14 protein-coding genes and 1 pseudogene are annotated in these 19,764 nt (G+C 59.4%); 9 read left to right on the forward strand and 6 right to left on the reverse strand.

From position 1 onward, the window contains the following. The 8 genes from AB4Y87_RS21895 to AB4Y87_RS21930 form a co-directional block, all read left to right on the forward strand. Window positions 1–426: GMC oxidoreductase (locus tag AB4Y87_RS21895; protein WP_442006362.1), on the forward strand; the 426-nt coding region annotated here is incomplete at its 5' end. Window positions 427–1,036: 610 nt separating this feature from the next. Further along, a complete protein-coding gene (locus AB4Y87_RS21900; RefSeq protein WP_442006363.1) occupies window positions 1,037–2,437 on the forward strand; it encodes an MFS transporter in 1,401 nt (466 codons plus the stop codon). 96 nt (window positions 2,438–2,533) lie between these two features. Next, window positions 2,534–2,998: a CBS domain-containing protein gene (locus AB4Y87_RS21905; RefSeq protein ID WP_442006364.1), complete on the forward strand. Its 465-nt coding sequence runs from the start codon at window positions 2,534–2,536 to the stop codon at window positions 2,996–2,998. A 292-nt stretch (window positions 2,999–3,290) separates the two neighbouring features. Further along, entirely contained in the window at window positions 3,291–4,955 is a 1,665-nt protein-coding gene (locus AB4Y87_RS21910) for a carboxylesterase/lipase family protein (RefSeq protein ID WP_442006365.1), read from the forward strand. 319 nt (window positions 4,956–5,274) lie between these two features. Beyond that, the gene (locus AB4Y87_RS21915; protein WP_442006366.1) at window positions 5,275–6,876 is read left to right on the forward strand and encodes an ABC transporter substrate-binding protein; all 1,602 of its coding nucleotides are present in this window, start codon (window positions 5,275–5,277) and stop codon (window positions 6,874–6,876) included. A gap of 55 nt (window positions 6,877–6,931) precedes the next feature. Continuing rightward, entirely contained in the window at window positions 6,932–7,939 is a 1,008-nt protein-coding gene (locus AB4Y87_RS21920) for an ABC transporter permease (protein WP_442006367.1), read from the forward strand. Further along, a complete protein-coding gene (locus AB4Y87_RS21925; protein ID WP_442006368.1) occupies window positions 7,936–8,832 on the forward strand; it encodes an ABC transporter permease in 897 nt (298 codons plus the stop codon). Before AB4Y87_RS21920 ends, AB4Y87_RS21925 begins: the two co-directional genes overlap by 4 nt. Continuing rightward, the gene (locus AB4Y87_RS21930; RefSeq protein WP_442006369.1) at window positions 8,829–10,658 is read left to right on the forward strand and encodes a dipeptide ABC transporter ATP-binding protein; all 1,830 of its coding nucleotides are present in this window, start codon (window positions 8,829–8,831) and stop codon (window positions 10,656–10,658) included. Before AB4Y87_RS21925 ends, AB4Y87_RS21930 begins: the two co-directional genes overlap by 4 nt. A gap of 660 nt (window positions 10,659–11,318) precedes the next feature. Here the strand turns inward: AB4Y87_RS21930 and AB4Y87_RS21935 are convergent. The 6 genes and pseudogenes from AB4Y87_RS21935 to AB4Y87_RS21960 form a co-directional block, all read right to left on the reverse strand. Then, window positions 11,319–11,714 carry a transposase gene (locus AB4Y87_RS21935; RefSeq protein ID WP_442006370.1) on the reverse strand — a complete coding sequence of 132 codons (396 nt, stop codon included), beginning with the start codon at window positions 11,712–11,714 and terminating at the stop codon, window positions 11,319–11,321. 212 nt (window positions 11,715–11,926) lie between these two features. Continuing rightward, window positions 11,927–12,364 (reverse strand): annotated as a pseudogene (locus AB4Y87_RS21940) (IS110 family transposase); the annotation flags it as partial. A gap of 2,011 nt (window positions 12,365–14,375) precedes the next feature. Then, the gene (locus AB4Y87_RS21945) at window positions 14,376–14,738 is read right to left on the reverse strand and encodes a hypothetical protein (RefSeq protein ID WP_442006371.1); all 363 of its coding nucleotides are present in this window, start codon (window positions 14,736–14,738) and stop codon (window positions 14,376–14,378) included. Window positions 14,739–14,851: 113 nt separating this feature from the next. Continuing rightward, a complete protein-coding gene (locus AB4Y87_RS21950) occupies window positions 14,852–15,232 on the reverse strand; it encodes an acyl-CoA thioesterase (RefSeq protein ID WP_442006372.1) in 381 nt (126 codons plus the stop codon). 20 nt (window positions 15,233–15,252) lie between these two features. Then, window positions 15,253–16,158, reverse strand: a complete 906-nt coding sequence (locus tag AB4Y87_RS21955) for a nitrilase-related carbon-nitrogen hydrolase (RefSeq protein ID WP_442006373.1) — start codon at window positions 16,156–16,158, stop codon at window positions 15,253–15,255. 297 nt (window positions 16,159–16,455) lie between these two features. Beyond that, window positions 16,456–17,694: an NAD(P)/FAD-dependent oxidoreductase gene (locus AB4Y87_RS21960; RefSeq protein ID WP_442006374.1), complete on the reverse strand. Its 1,239-nt coding sequence runs from the start codon at window positions 17,692–17,694 to the stop codon at window positions 16,456–16,458. A gap of 360 nt (window positions 17,695–18,054) precedes the next feature. Here AB4Y87_RS21960 and AB4Y87_RS21965 point away from each other — a divergent pair, with 360 nt between their 5' ends. Further along, window positions 18,055–19,722 (forward strand): PucR family transcriptional regulator, encoded by a 1,668-nt coding sequence (locus AB4Y87_RS21965; protein ID WP_442006375.1) that lies wholly within the window; start codon window positions 18,055–18,057, stop codon window positions 19,720–19,722. The last annotated feature ends 42 nt before the right edge of the window (window positions 19,723–19,764 follow it).

Genomic DNA, 19,764 nt, shown 5'->3' on the forward strand with positions numbered 1-19,764 from the left:
TCTACCGAGCGTGATCGCCAGGAATGGATTGACGGTGTTCGCACTACGCGGGCGCTCATGAATCAGCCCGCTTTCGCAGCATTCAACGGCGGTGAGCTCTCGCCCGGCCCGGAAGTCCAGACGGACGAGGAGATCCTCGACTGGGTCTCAAAGGATGCCGAGACGACCTACCATCCGTGCGGGACCTGCARGATGGGGAACGATGACCTGTCCGTCGTTGACCCCCACAGCTTCCGAGTGCACGGAGTTGAGGGCCTTCGAGTCGTCGATGCGTCGGTGATGCCGTCTATTCCGAATGCCAACCTCTATGCGCCGGTCATGATGATCGCCGAGAAAGCAGCCGACGTCATCCTCGGCAAGGCGCCACTTCCCGCTGAGCACGTCGACTTCTACCGGCATGCTGCGGCGGAGGGTCTCAGCCTCTAGCCCGAGCATTCGGCCCGCCCGCGGGTTGCGAGTGTCCGCAGCAGTCTGCCTTTTTTCAAAGTCACTACGACGGCGGGGTGCGGCTTCGCGTGGAAGCGGCACCCCGCCGTCGTGCTGACTGCGAAAATGTCGCATGCTTCCCGGCGAAAGAAAGATCAAGCAACTTTATCAAGTTGCTTGTGTATATTATACGAATGGGCGAAGTTATAGTGTATTCCTCTATTGAGAACCTGAATCCGCTACTTCACACACTGCATCCGGAGCGGACGATGCCCCTAGACAAGAATGGAACGTTGGACCATCCTGCCGATATTCGGCGGACAACGATTTCCAAAGGGGAGGGCATATTGCACGCCAGCTCACACGGAATCACCTGTGCCGTCCGTGAACTTAAGCCAGGCGAGCCCGTCTCGGGGATTGGCTACAGCGTGGCCTGTCGGCCGAGCCGGATCGGGCCCACCGAGGCCGCACGCCAGCGGCTGTACAAGGACTGTGCCGGAGGGTACGAAAGAGTGTCTGGTGTCGGGAAAAGGACATCGACGTTCCAAGAGCGGGCGACTATTGAAGCAGCAGTATCTGTCCCGAAGGACACTGGCATCGGATTCGTTCGATGACTGACTCGCCTGCGCCCTCCCGCTTGGTTCCGGCGCTGATTTATGCAGCCCTTTCGACGTCGATCGTGAGTTCGCTCGGCATGTTGCTGGTGCCTGCCATATCTCGCGAGATGGATGTTTCCGTCAGCAACGCGCAGTGGATGCTCACCGTCAACCTGTTGTTTGGAGCGATCTCAACACCAATAATGGGACGTCTAAGCGATGGCCCCCATAAGAAGCGGCTTCTCCTGGTCTCCTTGACCGTCATCCTTGTTGGCTCCGCGGTGGCGGCCTTGGCGCCAAACTTTACGTTATTCCTCATCGGTCGAGCCCTTCAGGGATTGACCTATGGAATAGTACCGGTGACGATCGCTCTTGCCCGCCGCTACGCTTCGGCCGACAAAGTGCAGGTTTCTATCTCGAGCCTATCTGTGACGGTGGCTACCGGCCTGGGACTTGGGTACCCCTTGACGGGAGTGATCGCGGGCCTGACGGATTTTCGTGTCGCGTTCTGGTTTGCCGTGCTTTTTGTAGTTTCCGCAATCGTAGTGGTGTTCGTTGCAGTTCCGGCAGGACCTGACACGCAAGCCGCGCGGTTACCGTTCGATTACTGCGGAGCCGCGTTGCTCAGCCTAGGTCTGGGCGGACTACTGCTCAGTGTGAGCGAGGCACCAACGTGGGGGTGGGCGTCTCCGTGGACTATGGGCAGCTTTGCTCTGGCCGCTCTCTTTCTGTTCCTTTGGGTCAGGACCGGGCTTCGACTGCGGGACCCCCTGATCAACCTACGAGTATTCCGGCACGGTGAGGTCTTGCTCGCTAATGCCACTGGAACCGGATTAGGCGCCGCACTGTACATCGGCCTCTCAATTTCAAGTCTCGTCGCACAAGCTCCCCTGTCTACCGGGTATGGCATCGCCCTTCCGGTCTTCTGGGCTGGATTCGTGATGCTGCCGCTCTCCGTGGGAAGCTTCGCGGCCAACCGGCTGGTCCGCTGGCTCTCACGACGAATAAAGCTAACAACGCTTCTGCCGATTGGTGCCGGTATTATGACCGGGGCTGGAATGTTGCTCTGGTTTGCCCACGATGAACTCTGGGAGATTCTGGCGGGGATGGTCACTTTCGGTGTCGGTATGGGGGCCAGTTACGCCGCAATGCCTGCTCTCATTGCACGAAGTGTGGCTAGGGCAGAATTGGGAAGTTCCGTGAGCTTCAACCAGGTCTTACGATCAGTTGGCGCTTCCTTCGGCACCGCCGTTTCTGGCGCTGTACTCGCGGCGAATATGGCACCTGACCTCCACGCAACCGGGGACGGAATCCGGGCAACCTTCGCGATCGGTGCGCTGCTCTGCATGGCGGTGTTCATAGCGCTGCTTATCCACGCATTCGCCGGTCGTCGTCGCCATATCGGCCAGGGGTGACCGTTCATTTCATGGCTTAGCTGCGCAGGCTGGGACGTGTAGTCTGCGGTGAGGCGGGGAGTGCATACTCGACAACATATGCGGAGGGGAGAAGGCTTGGACCGTCAGCAGGGCACTCGGCCAGCTGCCAGCGGCACAGTCGGGGCGGCGATGGTGAAGTTCCCCAAGACGTTACCCCGGACCTCGACCGTTGGCGAAGTTCGTTCCCTCTTCGCTGACGAACACGTGCAGCTGGCCTTAGTGGTCGCGGCAGACGGACAGCTTTTGACCACCATCGAACGCTCTGACATTGCGGCGGAAGCGCCCGAAGAAGCGCCTGCAGTCCACTTGGGAAGGCTTGAGGATAGGACAGCCTCGGAGTGGTGGCCGATCAGTCGGACGACCGCGTGGCTCAAGTCCTTAGGACGACGCCGGCTCGCCGTTGTCGACGCCGATGGCCATCTGAGGGGCCTCCTCTGCCTCAAACGAAGCGGAACAGGATACTGCTCAGACGCAGGCGTCCTTGCCCGGCAGCGGGAACAGGCCGAAGCGCGCGTTGGAGAGTATCCGAGCTGCACCTGAGTCTGCCGTACATTCTCCACTTTCCACTCTGTCGCTCCTTCTCATATATTCCTCTCAACTCTCCCTGAAGAAATCGGAAGCCATTTAGCCACGCAGCTCCCGGAGGAATCCCTCTGCCTGGTCGGGACCCTAAGTAGGGCTACGCCCCCACTGTCGGGATACGAGCGGCAACTCGCTCATGCGTATGTGCCGAGCGAAAGCTTCCTAACGTTCGAATTTTCTCGAAATCTGCCGCATTTGACTCCTGTGACCGGGAATCAACCGCGGCCAAAGTACAGGAGCCTGAACCACCATGAGGACTGACAACTACGCGGGAACGGGCGAAAGCAACAGTATCGCCGTGGTGCAACCTCTTGAGCCGGGCTTTGCCGCCGGAACCTCGACAGGCTACCGGACAGTCGAGACGGAACCAGGCAGACTGCGCGGCTTGGTCGCCGATGGGCTGGCCGTGTTCAAGGGCATCCACTATGGTGCATCGACGGCGGGGCCCAATCGCTTCCTGCCGCCTCGGCCAGTCACGCCCTGGGCGGGGGTGCGGGACGCGCTCGAGCTAGGTCCTCAATGTCCCCAGATCAACCCGGACTTTCCTGACTGGGTGGACCCTAGCGTTGAAAACGAGGACTGCCTCGTTCTCAACGTCTGGGCGCCGGACCACGCGACCATGTCCTCGAAGCTGCCCGTCATGGTCTGGCTGCACGGCGGGGCCTTCATCTGGGGTTCGGCGGGGGCGCCGTTCTACGACGGGGGCAGCATGGCGCGCCGCGGCGACGTCATCGCCGTCGGCGTCAACCACCGGCTAAACGCATTCGGATACACGTATCTCGGTGAGTCTGCCGACGAGCGGTTCGCTACCTCGGGAAATGTCGGCCAGCTCGATCTCGTTGCCGCGCTGCATTGGGTGAGGGAGAACATCTCGTCCTTCGGCGGCGATCCGGACAACGTCACAATCTTCGGCCAGTCCGGGGGAGGCGCCAAGGTCATGACTCTGATGGCGATGGAAGAAGCCAAAGGCCTCTTCCACAAGGCCATCGTGATGAGCGGCTCCCTGCTCAGTTCCAACACCGCTGAGGATGCCTCCGCCGTGACGGCAGGCCTTTACAGGGAACTAGGCATCCGCGAGGGTGACCTTGAAGCCCTGCAGGCGGCCCCGGCGAGGGCGATAGTGCGCTACGTAGAGAGGGTGACTGACCCGCCTTTGACCCCGGACGGGTTGACGGCCTCCTTGAAATACGGCCCGGTAATCGACGGCAGAATCCTGAGGGGTAACTCTTGGGCAGATGGTGCTCCGGAGTCTGCCCGCCACGTCCCGATGATGATCGGTACCGATCTGCACGAGACGGTGGGTTTTGCCGGCTTCGTCCCACGGGAGCTGGAGATACCGCCCGCCGACGATCTCGAGTTCGCGCGGAGGCTGGCGCTGTACGCCATCGTCAGCAACGTCAAGGTTGAGGAGCTCGTCCCCCTGATTGCTGAATACCGCCGGGCCATGCCGTCGCTGCCGCAGACGGAGCTTTTGCTGCGGATCACGACCGACATCGGCTTTTGGAACAGTGCAGTGCGGCAAAGCTCTGCCAAGGCCGAACAGGGCGGGGCCCCGGTCTTCGCGTATGAATGCCAATGGAGGACTCCGTGTTTCGACGGCAGGTGGTCTCCGCACGGCGTCGAGCTTCCGTTCGTCTTCAACCGTCAGGACTACGGTGTGGCCTGGGACGGCGAGGACTCCAACGAGTCACGCATCGCCGCGGACCCGAATGGCGACAGGTTCCATGTAGGCAACAAGATGTTCGATGCCTGGATGAACTTCGCCAGGACGGGCAACCCCTCAACGGACAGCCTGGACTGGCCGGCCTACAACACGACCTCGCGCCCCACTATGGTGTTCGATGCGCACACCCGAGTGGTCAGCGACCTCCGCGGGGACCTCCGGCCGCACATCATTGCGCTCACGATCTGGTGAGGGCACCGCAAGCGCGGGTTACCCGCCCCGTCCCTGTCCTAAAGCAGCCAAGTGGGGGCGTCGACGTCCCTCACGGCGCTTTGGGACCTCCCTTCGTCGATGGGGCTTCGGCACGCCTGGCCTAAAAGGACGCAACTTCTCTGTCCAAACAACCTGACAAGGGCGGGCCGCGGCCGCTCGATGTGTCGGGCTTGTGGGATCCACCAACGGCGATCTCCCTTTTATGAAAATCAACAATTAACGGTGATCTTTTTCACAGATAAGTTCTTTATCAATCGTTATCGGTCTGTCCGATGCACCGAACATGGAGGCGTACCACATGGATCACAGCAGTCACGAGTCGTCCGCAGCAAGGCCCGTCAATCCGTTCAAACTGGAGGCTTCCCGGCGGCAGGTGCTCGCGGTCGGCGGCATCAGCCTTGGCGCACTATTGCTAGCTGCTTGCACCAGCTCGCCCGGCACCGGTTCCGAGCAGTCCGGCGGAGCGCCTCAGAAGGGCGGTACCCTGCGCTTCTCGATCAGTGACGGTAGCAGTTCGGACACCCTGGACCCTGGTACCGCCCTCACGGGAAATGCGTCCACGGTCTTAAAAGTGGTTTATGACATGCTTGTGGTGACCGACCCCAATTTTGTGGCGCAGCCAGCTCTGGCGACCGCGTGGGAAGTAAACTCCGGTGCCACACAGTGGACAATCCACCTTCGGGAAGGCGTTAAATGGCATGACGGAAGTGACTTCACGTCAAAGGACGTCGTTTACACGATAGGCCGCTGGCTCGATCCAAAGACAGGGAGTTCGATGAACGCATTCCTGTCGCCTTACCTCGACATGGGCGGGGTTTCGGCACCGGACGCCTCGACGGTTGTGCTCAAGCTTAAGAAGCCCAACAGTGTCCTGATGCAGACTATGGGCAATTCTCTTAGTCAAATAGTCAAGGACGGAACCACTGATTTCAGCGGTACCAACGTCGTAGGCACGGGGCCGTTCAAGTTGACGGCCTGGAGCCCGGGCACAAGCTGGAAGGCTGTCCGCAACGACGCATACTGGGGTGGCGCGGCGTACCTGGATGGGATCGAGGCAACGATTACGCCGGATCAGGGCGCAAAGCTGCAGGCAGCACTGTCAGGAGCGGCAGATCTCACCGACCTGATTCCGATCTCCTTGTGGGCCGGGATTCAAGGCCGCAATGACCTGGTACTCGAAACGATCAAGAACCGGCAACAATGGATCTTTGCATTCGATCAGCGCGTCGCGCCGTTCAACGACCCGCGGGTTCTCGATGCCATCAAGCTGGCAACCGATCGCGACAAGATGGTCGAAACCGCGCTGCAAGGCCACGGTGCGGCAGCAGCAGACGTATTCATCGCCCCCGACTCTTCGTGGTATCCGGCCGGCCTCAAGCCCGAGTACGCACCAGACAAGGCAAGGACGCTGCTGGCCGAGGCCGGTTTCCCGAATGGCCTCGACATCAAGTTGAGTGTCACCGATTCAGTGCCTGGGATGTTGGACGCTGCTCAAGCATGGCAGCAGGCCGTAAAGAGCGCGGGGATCAACGTAACACTGGACCAGTTCTCGCCGGACACGTACTGGTCCAAGGGATATATGGTCACTCCTGCTTTTATGTCTTACTGTCCCCAGGTCTTCCCCGTGTCCCGGTTTGACGCCTCCTACCGGAAGGACGCGGCTTGGCCCTATAGCCACTTCTCAGATCCAGTTCTGGACAAGATCGTTGACGAGCTTTACGCCACAACAGATCAGAGCCGGCAGATCGAACTGACCCAGCAGGCTTACCTTCAAGCCCGGAAGACCTACGGCATTCTCCTTCCTGTCTGGGCCGACGCAGCTTATGCGCGGTCTTCCAAAGTCAACGGACTCTTCATCACCATTGACACAGTGGACTTCAGGAAGACGTGGTTGGCCTGAAAGCCCGGGGACGGGCAGACACGATCGATGACTCGCAACTGAGAAGGGTAATGACATGACTATCGTGGCAGCTGAACCGGTAGCCGACCCGGTGGTAGCTGGCGGCAGGAGCATGACTCGCGTTTTGGCGTTGAGCCGTCAGCTTCTGATGTCGGTTCTGACGCTCTTGCTGATTTCGTTCATAGCGTTCGTAGCAATGAACCGTTCAGGTGAGCAAATCGCACGCAACGCCCTCGGGATCAACGTCACCGACGAGCAGTTGCAATCGTTCATCACGGTGCAAGGACTGGATCGTCCGTTGCTGGTTCGATACTTCGACTGGCTCGGTCACTATATCCAGGGTGATTGGGGAACAACTCTGATCTCAAAAGTACCGATCAAGCCGCTGGTACTTCCTGCTTTCGCCCATACGGCAGAGCTCGCTTTGGCATCTCTGGCCTGGTCCCTTCCCGTTGCCATCCTCCTGGGAGTGTTCATGGCTCGAAAAGGAGGGTTCTTTGATCGAGTTGCATTCGTGGTGATGACAGTGCTGGCCGCGCTCCCGGAGTTCGTCATCGGATTGGGCGTAATGATCCTGTTGGCCGTTCAGGTTCGCTGGCTGCCCGTTGGCTCGTCTGCCGCCGCGGGGGAGGTCACTGCTGCCTGGTTCCTGGCATTCGTCCTCCCCGCTTTGACTTTGGGACTGAGTGTCGTGCCTTACGTTTCACGAATAGCACGTGCGTCCGTTTCGGAGGCATTGAACGCACCGTTCACAAGGAACGCCGTTTTGCGGGGGTTGCCCAGACGACTAGTCGTATGGCGTCACGCCACCCGGTCTGCTGCCGTCCCGCTCGTGCACGCTGTCGCGCTCGTCATGACTTACCTTCTGGGAGGAGCCATCATCGTTGAGAACGTATTCGGTTTCCCAGGGCTGGGGCGTCTTTTGATTCAGGCCATCACCCAGGGTGACACCAACTCCGCTCTATCGATAACCGTGCTACTGGGGGCGGTATTTATCGCGCTTAGTTTCATCGCGGATATCTTCGTCACGTATCTCAACCCACGATTGAAGGCAGCCCGATGAGCGTTGATTCCATACCTCAAGCCACAGCTGTTCATCGCAGACCAGTACGTAAGTTTCGTCCTCTGAGACCCATTACCCACACCTGGTCGGGTCGCTTCGGACTGGTTATTGTCAGCGCCGTCCTGCTAGTCCTCATTCTCGGTCCGGCATTGGCTCCACATGCGTACGATCAGCTTGCTGTCGGGCGCCCGCTCTCGCCGCCCAGCAGTGGTCTGCCGTTCGGAACGGACCACTTGGGGCGGGACGTTTTCAGCAGATTCCTACTGGGCGGCCAGATGGTGTTGCTGATTCCCTTGGCGGCCGTCGCACTGGCGACTATCACCGGGGGTTTGTTGGGGATGGTTGCTGCATATGCCGGGGGAGTGTTCGATAAGGTGGTTGCCCGAGTCTTCGACATTCTCCTGACTCTCCCGCCACTGCTCATTGCCCTCTCGGTTATAGCTGGATTCGGCTCGTCGGCGACAGTCCTGTTGATTACAGTGGCTGTAGTCTTTGTACCGCCCATCGGACGAGTCGCCCGGGGTGCAACGCTCGCAGTTGTCACGGCCGATTATGTCCAAGCCGCTCGGGCACGCGGCGAGCATGCTGTTTCCATTGTCGTGCGGGAGATCGCCCCGAACATCGTCGGACCGCTCGTCTCGGATCTTGCCCTCAGGATCACCTACGGGGTGCTCTTCGTCGCAGCCCTCAATTTCCTTGGCCTTGGAGCGACGCCACCCTCCCCGGACTGGGCCCTTTCTATCGCGACCAGCTTGGGCTACGTGCAGGTTCAGCCCTGGGCGGCTCTCGCACCGGTAGTCGGCATCGCCGCTCTGTCGGTTGGCCTCAACCTGATCGCAGATGCGATCATCTCCTATGTCAACAAAGACACTACTAAGGACTTCATGCTATGAGTACCTCGGTCGCACTGGAAGTGCGAGGCCTCTCAGTGGGGTACGGCCTGCGGAACGGCGTCCTGAAAGAGGTCGTGAGCGACGTCGATTTCGTGCTGGAGCGAGGAAAGATCCTCGGAATGGCGGGCGAATCCGGCTGCGGCAAGAGCACGACGGCGTTGGCAGCGATCGGTTATCGGCCGGGCGCCATGCAAGTGCCCGCTGGCCAGTCAAAGCTCGGCGACATTGATCTGCTGAACATCCCCCTTGCACAACTTCGACGCATATGGGGGAGCAAGGTAGTTTACATGCCCCAAGCATCGTCGAATGGATTGACTCCGGCCTTGACTATTGGGCGTCAGATGGCCGAGCCCCTGAAGATCCACCTCGGACTAACCGGACAAGCCAACCATGACAGGCAAGTGGAACTTTTGAAGGAGGTCGGCGTTCCTAATCCGGAGGCCGCGCTTCGACGTTATCCGCATCAGTTCAGTGGTGGTCAGCAACAGCGGATCAATCTGGCGATTGCTATCTCATGCAATCCCGAGGTGTTGATCCTCGACGAGCCGACGACTGGGTTGGACGTTACGACCCAAGCAAGGATCGTCAAACTTCTCCGACGCGTAGTGGAGGAACACCAGACCGCTGCCTTGTTCGTGAGCCATGACCTGCCTCTCCTCGCGGAAATCTCCGACCGAATCGCAATCATGTATGCGGGCCAAGTCATCGAGTCCGGTCCAGCGGGTGAATTGATGTCACGTCCGGAGCATCCCTACACCAGGGCGCTGCTGGCGGCTGTTCCGGATGCAACCGGCACTCGCGCATTATCAGGGATCCCCGGGGCACCGCCTCCAGGGGTTGTAGCTGGGGCCTGTCCCTTCGCACCACGATGCCAGTTCAGTATCAAGAGCTGCTCGGAATCCAACCCCAAGCTGTTGCCGCTGCGACCAACCCACAACGTTCGGTGCCTCCGGGCTGGCAATTACGAAACCCTTTCGATCAGTGACCGACCTGGAGTCCTGGGAACAGTCGAGGATTCAGCCTCGCTGCTTTCTGTTGATGATGTCTGGTGCGAGTACGGCTCGCGTGGTCATGCGATCCCGGTCGTCAAGGGAGTCACATTCAGCGTCGCTCCAGGCGAGACGCTCGCCTTTGTCGGTGAATCAGGCAGCGGAAAATCAACTCTGCTGCGTGCCATTGCAGGACTGCACCCACGCAGCAGCGGAGAAATTCAGTTTGATGGCGCCACTCTGGCCCCAGACGTGGGAAAGAGGTCACGCTCCGCGCGGCGCGACGTGCAAATAGTCTTCCAAAACCCCGACATGTCCCTGAACCCGCGGCACGACGTAATGAGCCTCGTCACCAGGCCACTGCAACTCTTTGCACCCGAGCTATCCAAGGCCGACCGTGAAGAACGAGCACGTAAAATCCTGGCCGACGTAAACCTTCCCGAATCAATGGTCCATCGATACCCAAGTGAGCTCTCCGGCGGGCAGAAGCAACGCATAGCCATCGCACGGGCATTCGTGACGAATCCACGGCTTATTCTTGCCGACGAAATCACCTCAGCACTTGATGTGTCCGTGCAGGCTGCAATACTCGATCTCCTGTCCGGACTGTCTGCTGAGTACGGCACATCTGTAGTATTCGTCACCCATGACCTCGCGGTAGTACGCGCAATAGCCCATCGCGCGCTCGTTTTGCAGAAGGGCGTTGTCAGGGAGATCGGTCCGGTCACCCAATTATTCGATTCACCGGCGGATGACTACACGCGTGAACTCGTTGGCGCCATACCGATGTTCAGGCCGCAAACGTATGGAGTCGACGCTACGAGCTCACTTACCTGAAAAAGACGCACGGTACGGCTTCGATCCTGAGGTTGAAAGCTGTACTGTGCGAGTTCAAGGGATCGTTCTCATCACGGCTCACCCTTGACGTGAAACCTGCCGTACATGCCACTTCCTTGTCGCCGGAATCGGCGAATGTAGTTTAGGATGCGGCCGTCGGCCGACCGGGAGGATTTCGCTACCTGGTGCCGGATCACCGAACTAAATGCGGTGGTTGCTGTCGTCGAGTAGCGGTTGGCACCTGAGTTCCTTTAGAACTGCTCTGTATAGGACTGTTACGCCGGTTTGCTCGGCGGATATAGACCTGGATGGGGCCTCGATCGAGCCGGCCAAACTTATTATCGAGGGCGCTGGCGCTGGTAGCGGCATCACTCAGGCGTCGCGTTCAGGAGGCTGATATGTAGTTCCGGTTGTCAAGAGGCATAGATGAACGGCTCCTGGCTTTTGTACCGGGGGCCGTTCATCTTGTGCCGGCCGGTCGTGGTGACTTGTGGTGCCGAGTCTTTCTCGACTGCAGTGTCAGGCTGACATTCGCGGGTTGGTTGCCGCATGACGATGTGTTCGGCTGGAGCGTATCGGAGTCTAGAATCGAGCGCCGTCGACGGTTTAGCCCGTCTGCTCATTGATCGTTGGCCGCCCCGCTCCAGCAAGGAGAACGCATCAACGCGGCCTGACCCCGAACGTGCCTCCGGGACGTGGTGCGACTGCGATGGCAGCAGCGGAGCCAACTCGAGAGCCAGGCTTGCGGTGGAGTCTGTGGTTTCCTTCCAGGGCGCGGATGCGGGTGGCCGGGTCGACGAGATCGAGCTGGCGCATCAGTCGTTGCCCGGGCCGGGCGTAGGGGCGGCGGTGTTGCCACGCCGCTTCGATGAGGAGTTTGCGGGCATAGGTGTTCCCGGCCTTGGTGATCGGGCCCTGGTGCCGGGATTGACCGGAGGACTCCTCGCTGGGCACCAGCCCGAGGTAGGAACCGATGGACGAACCGCTGAATCGGGTCCAGTCCCCGATCTCCACGGCCAGCCCGACGCCGTGGTCATCTGGATGCCCCGCGGGCACATCACCGCCTCGAGCACCGGGGAGTAGCGGCTGGCCGCGGCGTGTTTGTCGATCCGTGATAGATGCGCGACGAGTAGTTCGGGCTGTTCAACGTCGGCCTCGTAGGTGAACTGCAGGGCCAGTTCCTCAAAGCGCTGGCGGTGCAGCCACTCRCGATGTTCCTTCGTCCACCAGGTGTCCTTGGGGTAGCGGATGCCGTGGCGCAGCAGGATAGCGTTGACGTGCTGGCGGGCGTGTGCGAGGTCCTTGGCCATGCCGGACCGCAGCCGGGACAAATCCCGCAGAGCCTCTTCGTCCAGGTCAGGGATCCGCACCTCGGTGGCCGAGCCCACCGCGAGCATCTTGGCCAAAACCCGGGCATCGCGCCGGTCGGTTTTAATGCGGTCCCCGGGAGCTCGCAGCAGTTTCGAGGACGCCGCGACCACGCAGCTGATGCCCGCGGCCTGCAGGTACCGGGCCAGGACGAACGCGGTAGGGCCGGACTCGTACACGGCCTTGACGGGTGGCTCGAATTGGCGGACCCACTCCAGCACCATGGCCGGGTCAGCGGCCATCGTGTGGTTGTTGGTTTCACCGGTGGCCGGGTTCAGCGCATGGCCCACCACGTTGACCGCGTGAACATCCAGACCAATGAAAGTATGCTCAAACATAGCCGGGACCTCCCAAACCTCACATGTGGCACTACCATCGCACTCCCGACGAGCCGGTCGGGCCAAGGGAGCCGCCAATGGCAACCCACGGCCTTGTGAAACAGAAGGCCCCGGCCCCAGCCCCTCCCGGCCGTTCCCGGTCCGTCTGGGACAAAGGCCATCACCGCCGGGGTTTCGGGGCCCGCTTCGCCGCTTGCCCGCACCAAGAAACCGATCACCAGGCCTACGCTGCGGGACCCGCCCCCGGTGAAAATGGACGGCCCGGACGGACAGAACCCTCAACCCCTCGCTTCATATCCTCTAGACCGCGGGGGCATCTCTCGCTGGCCAGGTTCGTATCTATAAATTACCTGACAATAGGGAAGCTGCTGTCGGTCGCACTTGCGCCGTCGGAAGCCGCTGATCATTCCGGCTTGCCGAGAGCGTACGTCGAACTAGGGCCGTGTTTCCCGTTGAGGATGTGGAGGCTGAGAGGAAATTGCAAAGCACCCTGATCGAAAGGCTGATTCCTTTCGTCGCAGAGCCCACTCCTTCGACACAAACCTGTCTGAATTGACGTTTGCAAAGCGGCCCGCGATTCGATGCCGTCCATCGAACGATTTGGGCCGTCGGCGAACTGTCAAGGAGTCCCGAGTCGCGTGACAGCCGATACCAAGGTCGACCGGCCGGAGTTGAACGTGCCGGCATCGCCCATGGTCAGGAGAATTGGCGCTCTGGTCCTGATTGCCCACTCCCGATGTGGACATCCGGACCCGGGAGGAAGGACTCATTGAGGAGCTATTCGCCTTCTTCAGCCAAGATGGCTCACTGGTAATTGAGGAGTTTAATCTGGGCGGCGCTGGGAATGATCAGTTCGACGGCTTGCCTTTCCATCACGGTGCCGGGTCTGTTCGCCGGGTGCCGCGAAGATCGCATCAATCGGGTTCACCGGGACCTTTCCACTGTTGCTCCCGGAACACCGCATCTCGCCGGATAGGCGCCCGCCCGCAGGCCGGTGGACCCGGCGTACTTATTGAATTACTCCAGGACCATGGACTGGGTCGTGAGCCCTGTTCCCGGCAGTCAGTTCATCGCCCGGGTGCCCATCTGGCGCTCCGGGCCGATATACTAGAACGCTCATTAACCGCCACAGGTTACGAAAAACGTAACTGGAGGCGCCGGCATCATCGACCCACCCGAGACGGGTTTGGTCCCTCCGCCCTAGGACGCAAGCCCGCCGGTCAGTGACGGCCTCCCGGGAATGGCTCAAAGAACAGCTCCGGGCTTCACCTGGCGAGAAGGGGGCGTCGGTGTTGACCAAGGGATGATGAGGGCCAGGGAGACTTGGGCAGTCGACATGTCGCAGCGACAAGTAGCACACGAGCGATTCCGGTCCGGGATTGGCAACACCCGCCGGAGTTCGCTGGCTGCCCACGGAGCAGTGTACTTATGGCCCCAGCAAAATTCCCCTCCGCGCGCACAGATCCCGGGCCAGGTGTACTCTTGCGGGACGTCCGCTGCCGATCGTTTGATCTCCGAGGATCCCACAGCAAGTGGATCGTTCAGAGCCCGAAGACTAAGTCGAGTGGTCTCGTGGGAGTCGGGTCGGCGCGCGATGCGTTCCCCCGCGACACTGCCCATAGCAAGCTTATTCAAAATACGGGTATTAGCAAGGCATAGGGGGCACTGCACAATTTGGACGAAATCAACATTTTCAGATTGTGATTTCCCCGTTCGTATCAGTCGCCTCCCTAAGCGTCCACCGACGGCAAAAGGGGTTGCTGAAGGAACATCTGGTAACCGTCAGCTGCATGGAAGAGGCGACGTTCCCCAACCCATGAAGTAACCCAGATAATAGTCCGGTCGAAACTCAACGCGTCTACCGTTCCGGAGAAACGGTGATTCCCATTTTCGAGAACTACGTTATGCCCTTCTTCGACCAGATCCCAGGGGGTGGTTGACGGTGGCGCCCAAGCCTTTTGAGAGCCTCCGAGACCTTCATCACATGTTGCTTCCATAGCTGGGATTCGCCCTAAGCGACTTCGTCGCGCCAGTGGACTGGGCTGATGGAAAGCAAGAGGCGGGTACCCGGGGTTGCGCTGTACTGGACAGTGGTTCCTTTAGGAAGAACAAGCAGTTCATCGGCGTCACCAATCAGGTCTTCCTTGTGGTCGCCGTTGATTATGATCAGGCGAGCCTGACCGTCAATCACGTAAATTGTTTCTTCATACTGAACCGTCCACGGGTCACTGAAGCCCTCCTCCTGAAAGGTCATAATGTATGTTCCAAGCTGCCTGAGCTTGCTTCCGGCCGTTCGATGTTCGATTTTTGCCGGACCAAAGTCGTTAACGTTGCTCGGATCAAAAGTGGGTTTGTGGGTCAAAGCGTTTGTCATGAGGGCTCCATGTTCTGTAGTTCGTGATTCGATGGCCAGCAAGGTGTACTTCGACGATTTGCTGGCCGAGCTTGAGAGGGAGAGTAACTGGGACTTGGGGCAGGGTTGTTGGATCAGTCCTGCAGGGCGCCATCGAGTGCCATCGCGACGGCTTCCGGAAGTGGTCGGGAACGGGCCTGAGTTGGGTCGACGTTAACGTAAACGAGTTCGACGTTCGCCAGCTCCTTTCCACCACGAGCAATCGAAACGTCAATCTTGAAGCTGGAATTCCCGACGTTTCGGCACTTGACGTCAACGTCGAGAAGGTCGTCGAAGTAAGCGGGGGATTTGAAGGAAAGAACTGCACTGACAACCGAGGGATCCGTCCCTTCAGCGACCAGTTTCGGGTAGGGCCAACCAATACTGCGGAAGAACTCCGTCATAGCTACGTCGGCGATCTCGAGATAGCGGCTGTTGAAGAGAAACCCCTGAGAGTCCACCTCGTGGTTCCTCACGCGATGCTGGTACAGCGGCATCATTCGCCCATTTCTGCCTGCAGCTTGGCGTACAGATCCAGCCTCCGCAGTGCCAGGCCGGGTGCTTCGGGTTTTGCACGTGAGGCAACCAACAGGTCGTGGTCCAAATCGGCGATCAGTACTTCTTCGTCGGCTGACGCAGTGGTGGCCAGGATCCCGTCGTTGACTCCCACTGTTTTGTCCACGGGCCCGGCGACTAGGGCCTTACCAACTGCGAACATCGGGGAATCGGTGGGAATGCCGCTTGTACCGAACAGTGGTGACATCACCACGTACAGTTGGTTCTCGATAGCACGCGCCTGACAGCCGGTACGCACCCGGTGGACGCCCCGCCGGTTCCACGTGAGCGAAGGGCAAAGGATCAGGTCAACGCCTTTATGGACCAGATAACGTGAGAGCTCAGGGAACTGGATGTCCGCGCAGATCAGCAGGCCGACCGTAAACGGCCCAATCTTTGTGACCAGGAGTTCATCGCCGCCCCGGGCGCCTAGAGCATGCTCCTGTGGTGTGAGGTGGATCTTGTCTTGGGACTCGATCCGACCATCCGGGTGGGCGATGAACGCTGTATTGCGCAGCGATCCATCTTCGGCGACCCGGTTGTGACTTCCACCAGCAACCACGATGTTGTAGTCCTGGGCCATCCTGCGCATGCCCTCAACGAGGTCATCCGTGAACTCCGGCAGGAACTTCCAGTAGTCCGATGTGATTGTGGCGGTCGTAACTTCGTGATCTGTGACTGCTCCGAGGAGCCCCGTGCTTGCGAGCTCTGGGAAGAGCACGAGTTCGGCCTTTTGTTCCGCCGCGCGCTTTACCAGCCCCTCCACATGATCCAGATACTGCTGGAGAGTCCTCTCCGGCCGGAGTTCGAACTGAATGGTGGCTACCTTTAGTGACGCCTTGGTCATAGGAATCTCCTGTCTGAGAAGTCGGCCGTCGCTGGTCGGCGATTCTTCCTTTATGTTCTTCCCGCGGTTGCGGACGAGCTGGTCGGCAGGTCGTAGAAAGAATATTCAGGTGGGGCATGGGGTTGTTGTCACAATCCATGTGCCGGGCGACTCATGCAATAGACGCTAACGGAGCGTCGAGGGGCTGAATACTAGGAGGATTCTGAAAGGGTAGTCAATGATTTGGTTCTCAGGCCAAAGGGTCAGGACTACTGAGCCAGTTGCTACGGCTCTTGACTTGGAAAGAAGGCTGGAGAGCTAGTCGGCAGAGATTCTGAGAGCGGACCGGTTCATTTTCAAGGCACCAGCAAAGGTGCTGGTCTCCCCGGCGATGACCTCCGCCATCACCTGGCCGCAGATGGGCGCGCTTGCGATGCCCCACGCGTGGCCGACGTTTATATAGGCGCCGTCAGCCCGATCGACGATGGGCAGATGGTCCGTTGTTTCGCTTCCGAGTCCAGCCCAAAGTCCGGTAACGCCGTATTCAGCAAGGCTTGAGTATCTGTCCAAGGTTGTTGAAACCATTGCGTTTGTAGCATTAATGCTGATGTGGGGATTGAGGGAACCCCGTCCGTCAAGACTATTGCCGATGAATATTGACCCACCGCGGTTTTGGGCGATCGAGTCGTCATAGTCAACGAACGAGGACCCTGAAGTCCCGCCGGGGCTCGTTCCCGCGCTGGAACTGTTCGGGCCGGCAAAAACCGCGGCTTCATAAGTTGGAAGGTCAGTGAGCGCCCCGCATCCGTACACACCCCGGGGTCCATGCATTATGGCGTTCAAGCGCGTGTCTATGGGCTGAGTCAGCATCTGACCCACTCTCGCAGTGCTGATTGGGACGTCGATCCCCTCGGCCCGGAGGTTGGTTGACCAGGCACCCGTTGCCCACACCACGCCCGATGCATGGATCTCGCCCCGGACCGTGCGGACCCCTGTTACGGTTTCGCCGTTTCGCAGGGTTGAAAGGACAGACGTATTTTCAAAAGTTCGGATACCTGCCCGCACACAGGCGCTGGCCAGAGCGTTGACGAACTGCACACCATCTATTTGGGCATCATCGGCGCAAAAGACGGCGCCGAGCGCACTTTCCGGAAGGATGGAGGAGTGCTTCTGAGCCTCTTCCCGGCTGATCATGGTTGCGTCCAAGCCGGCTGCCCGCCGGTTGGCAGCATAATCTTCAAGAACCCGGCCCTGTGCGTCGTTTTCGAAGAAAAAGAGGCCGCCTTGATTGCGATAGTCGAACACATCGCCAAGTTCGCTCAAGTAGTCCTGGTACTTTTCCTTGCCGGCTTTAGCGAGAGAGAGTTCGTCCCCTGTACGCCGCGTCTGCAGCCATAGGGAACCTGCGTTTCGTCCGGAAGCACCGTAGGCAGGAAACCGCTGTTCTACGACGACGACGTCGAATCCCCGCTTGCGCAGCTCCCAAGCGGTGCAAAGCCCCACAATTCCTGCTCCTATGACGACAATGTCACCTGTCGCAAGTGTGTCAGCGCTCATGGCAAGGTACCTTCTTCCTCGGGCTGTCCTGTGGCCCTCTTCGTTAGTCTTCCAGATAGACGAATCCGATAGCAGGGTGAGAAGTCCTTGACGCTTGAATTTCCAGAGGTCAAGCCCCATGCAACATGACCTATACGCCAGAGAACGCAAGCAGGCCCCATATGCCCAGCCGTATGGTGTTCGAGTCTCTACCTGCGACGTTAGGAGCCCACCAGCACAGGTGTAATTGTTTCTTGTCCAACGTTCGTCGAATAGCGTTAGAATTCTCACAGGGGGACGGCTAAATTTCTGGTCTAGTCTGGGCGAAAGCGGTAGGCGAGGCCAACCGCCCGTCCCGGTCTCTTCCCGAAAGAGTTCCCTATGATAGTTGATCCGACCTCCTTGCCACTGGGAGCAGTTCTAGCGGACTTGGGTCCTGCCGCGAAGCTTGTCGCGGGGGACGCTTCCCAGCAGTCCAGGCAAGTTCGTGGCGCTGTTGTCTTGCTGAAGCCGGAAGACTTACCCACCGACGTGGATGTGGTCGTGATATGCCCAGGTGCCGCAAGCTTTAGTGACTTGGTCGCGGACCGGCTCGATGGGCCCGGACGCGTCATCTTCGTTACGGCGTCCGAGTCCTCTCTTTCGGAAGGGATCCAGGTCGTCGGGGAGCAGCACGTCGTCATCGCTGTTGATCCAGCCCTGAACGTCGCTAGCGTCGTAATGTCATTTTCTCGATCGATGCAAATGCCGGAGGAATCCGTTTCCCGCCGATTAGCCTCCTTGCAGAGGGCGCTCAGTCAAGCGATGACAGAAACTGAACCGATACCGGCGCTACTAAGCCGATTGGCGCACGTATGTAATGCCACCGCAGTCCTCATCGACAGATTCGGTAAGACTGTCCATGCCACCGGGCCCACACCCATGTCACTTTTGTTTGAAGAGATCGGCCGCACCGAGGCCGATTCACAGAACGTGGACGTGGACGGATGGAGGGGGGTGGCAGCCAGAATTTCGGCTCCTGACGAGGCCGACTCGCATTTCGGTTGGCTCGTCATCACGGCTCGGCGGACGAATTTTCCGGATAGCCATTCAACCTCCGCCGCTCACGTAGCCGCAACCTTGGTCGAGGCCAGCCAGCGAATGGCCGTGGCCGCCCGACAACAAGAACGAGCCATACGCACTGCCGTGCTTGAGGAGGCGCTGGCATTGCGCCGCGAGCCTCACAATCCCGAATTGGCGGCCCGAATAGCGGCTTTCGGCCTGTCTTTTGCCGACGAGTTGCGGACCATTGTTTTCCGGCCAATTCGACCTGCGGTCGCATCGCGCTCGTTGCCGGCGTCTGAGGATCTATCGGAAATGTTGGGCAAGGCACTGGAGTCACAGTCCATCGCGTACCTCATGACCGCCAAGGACAAGACAATAACGATAGCGGCGCAATGTAGCGTTCAAGCCTTCCGGCGAGTGATCGTGGCGGAAGGCTCCAAACTCCCAGGCGCCCTCATTGGAATCGGCCGCAGTGTGCATGCCTTAGGCGACATTCTGGACTCATACCAGGACGCGCAGTTGGCGGTTCGAACCCTTCGCCGTAATTCGCGAGGTCCTAAACTTATGGCGTACGAAGACTTCAACTATGYAACTAGGCTTTTCGCTGACGTCGGTTTCGACAAGATGATCAAATGGGCCCAGGAGTTCCTGAAGCCCTTGGAGGGGCGCGAGCTGCTGGTAGAGGGTCTTCAGACATACTTTGAGCATGCTCAGAACATCAACGCTGCGGCCGACTACCTGGAAATCCACCACAACTCACTGCGCTACCGGATAGCTAAAGCTGAAGAAATCCTGGGCATCAATTTGAGGGAACCGGGTGCTGTTTCTTCCGTTTTCTTAGCTCTGACGGCCCTTGAGCTGGGACGGATTCAACAGCTGCGGCCCAAATCGTCCGGCGATACGGGACGAAGCCGTAAACCATCGGACGTTGAAGCAAGCGACGTCGTGCCCTACTCGAGGCCATTCGTCGAAAGAGCCGGCGTAGTTCGTGCTCCCGCCAGGTGAGACACGGAGCGGGTGATCCTAAGAGCGTGGGCGTGGTTATGA

Origin of the sequence: Paenarthrobacter sp. RAF54_2 (genome assembly GCF_052113945.1) — a bacterium.
In the GTDB taxonomy this organism is placed as follows: domain Bacteria; phylum Actinomycetota; class Actinomycetes; order Actinomycetales; family Micrococcaceae; genus Arthrobacter.

Coding starts and splice junctions, on each gene's coding strand:
- AB4Y87_RS21900 (WP_442006363.1), top strand. CDS start 1,037: ATGACTGACTCGCCTGCGCCCTCCCGCTTGGTTCCGGCGCTGATTTAT.
- AB4Y87_RS21955 (WP_442006373.1), bottom strand. CDS start 16,158: ATGACCAAGGCGTCACTAAAGGTAGCCACCATTCAGTTCGAACTCCGG.
- AB4Y87_RS21925 (WP_442006368.1), top strand. CDS start 7,936: ATGAGCGTTGATTCCATACCTCAAGCCACAGCTGTTCATCGCAGACCA.
- AB4Y87_RS21930 (WP_442006369.1), top strand. CDS start 8,829: ATGAGTACCTCGGTCGCACTGGAAGTGCGAGGCCTCTCAGTGGGGTAC.
- AB4Y87_RS21945 (WP_442006371.1), bottom strand. CDS start 14,738: ATGACAAACGCTTTGACCCACAAACCCACTTTTGATCCGAGCAACGTT.
- AB4Y87_RS21960 (WP_442006374.1), bottom strand. CDS start 17,694: ATGAGCGCTGACACACTTGCGACAGGTGACATTGTCGTCATAGGAGCA.
- AB4Y87_RS21915 (WP_442006366.1), top strand. CDS start 5,275: ATGGATCACAGCAGTCACGAGTCGTCCGCAGCAAGGCCCGTCAATCCG.
- AB4Y87_RS21920 (WP_442006367.1), top strand. CDS start 6,932: ATGACTATCGTGGCAGCTGAACCGGTAGCCGACCCGGTGGTAGCTGGC.
- AB4Y87_RS21910 (WP_442006365.1), top strand. CDS start 3,291: ATGAGGACTGACAACTACGCGGGAACGGGCGAAAGCAACAGTATCGCC.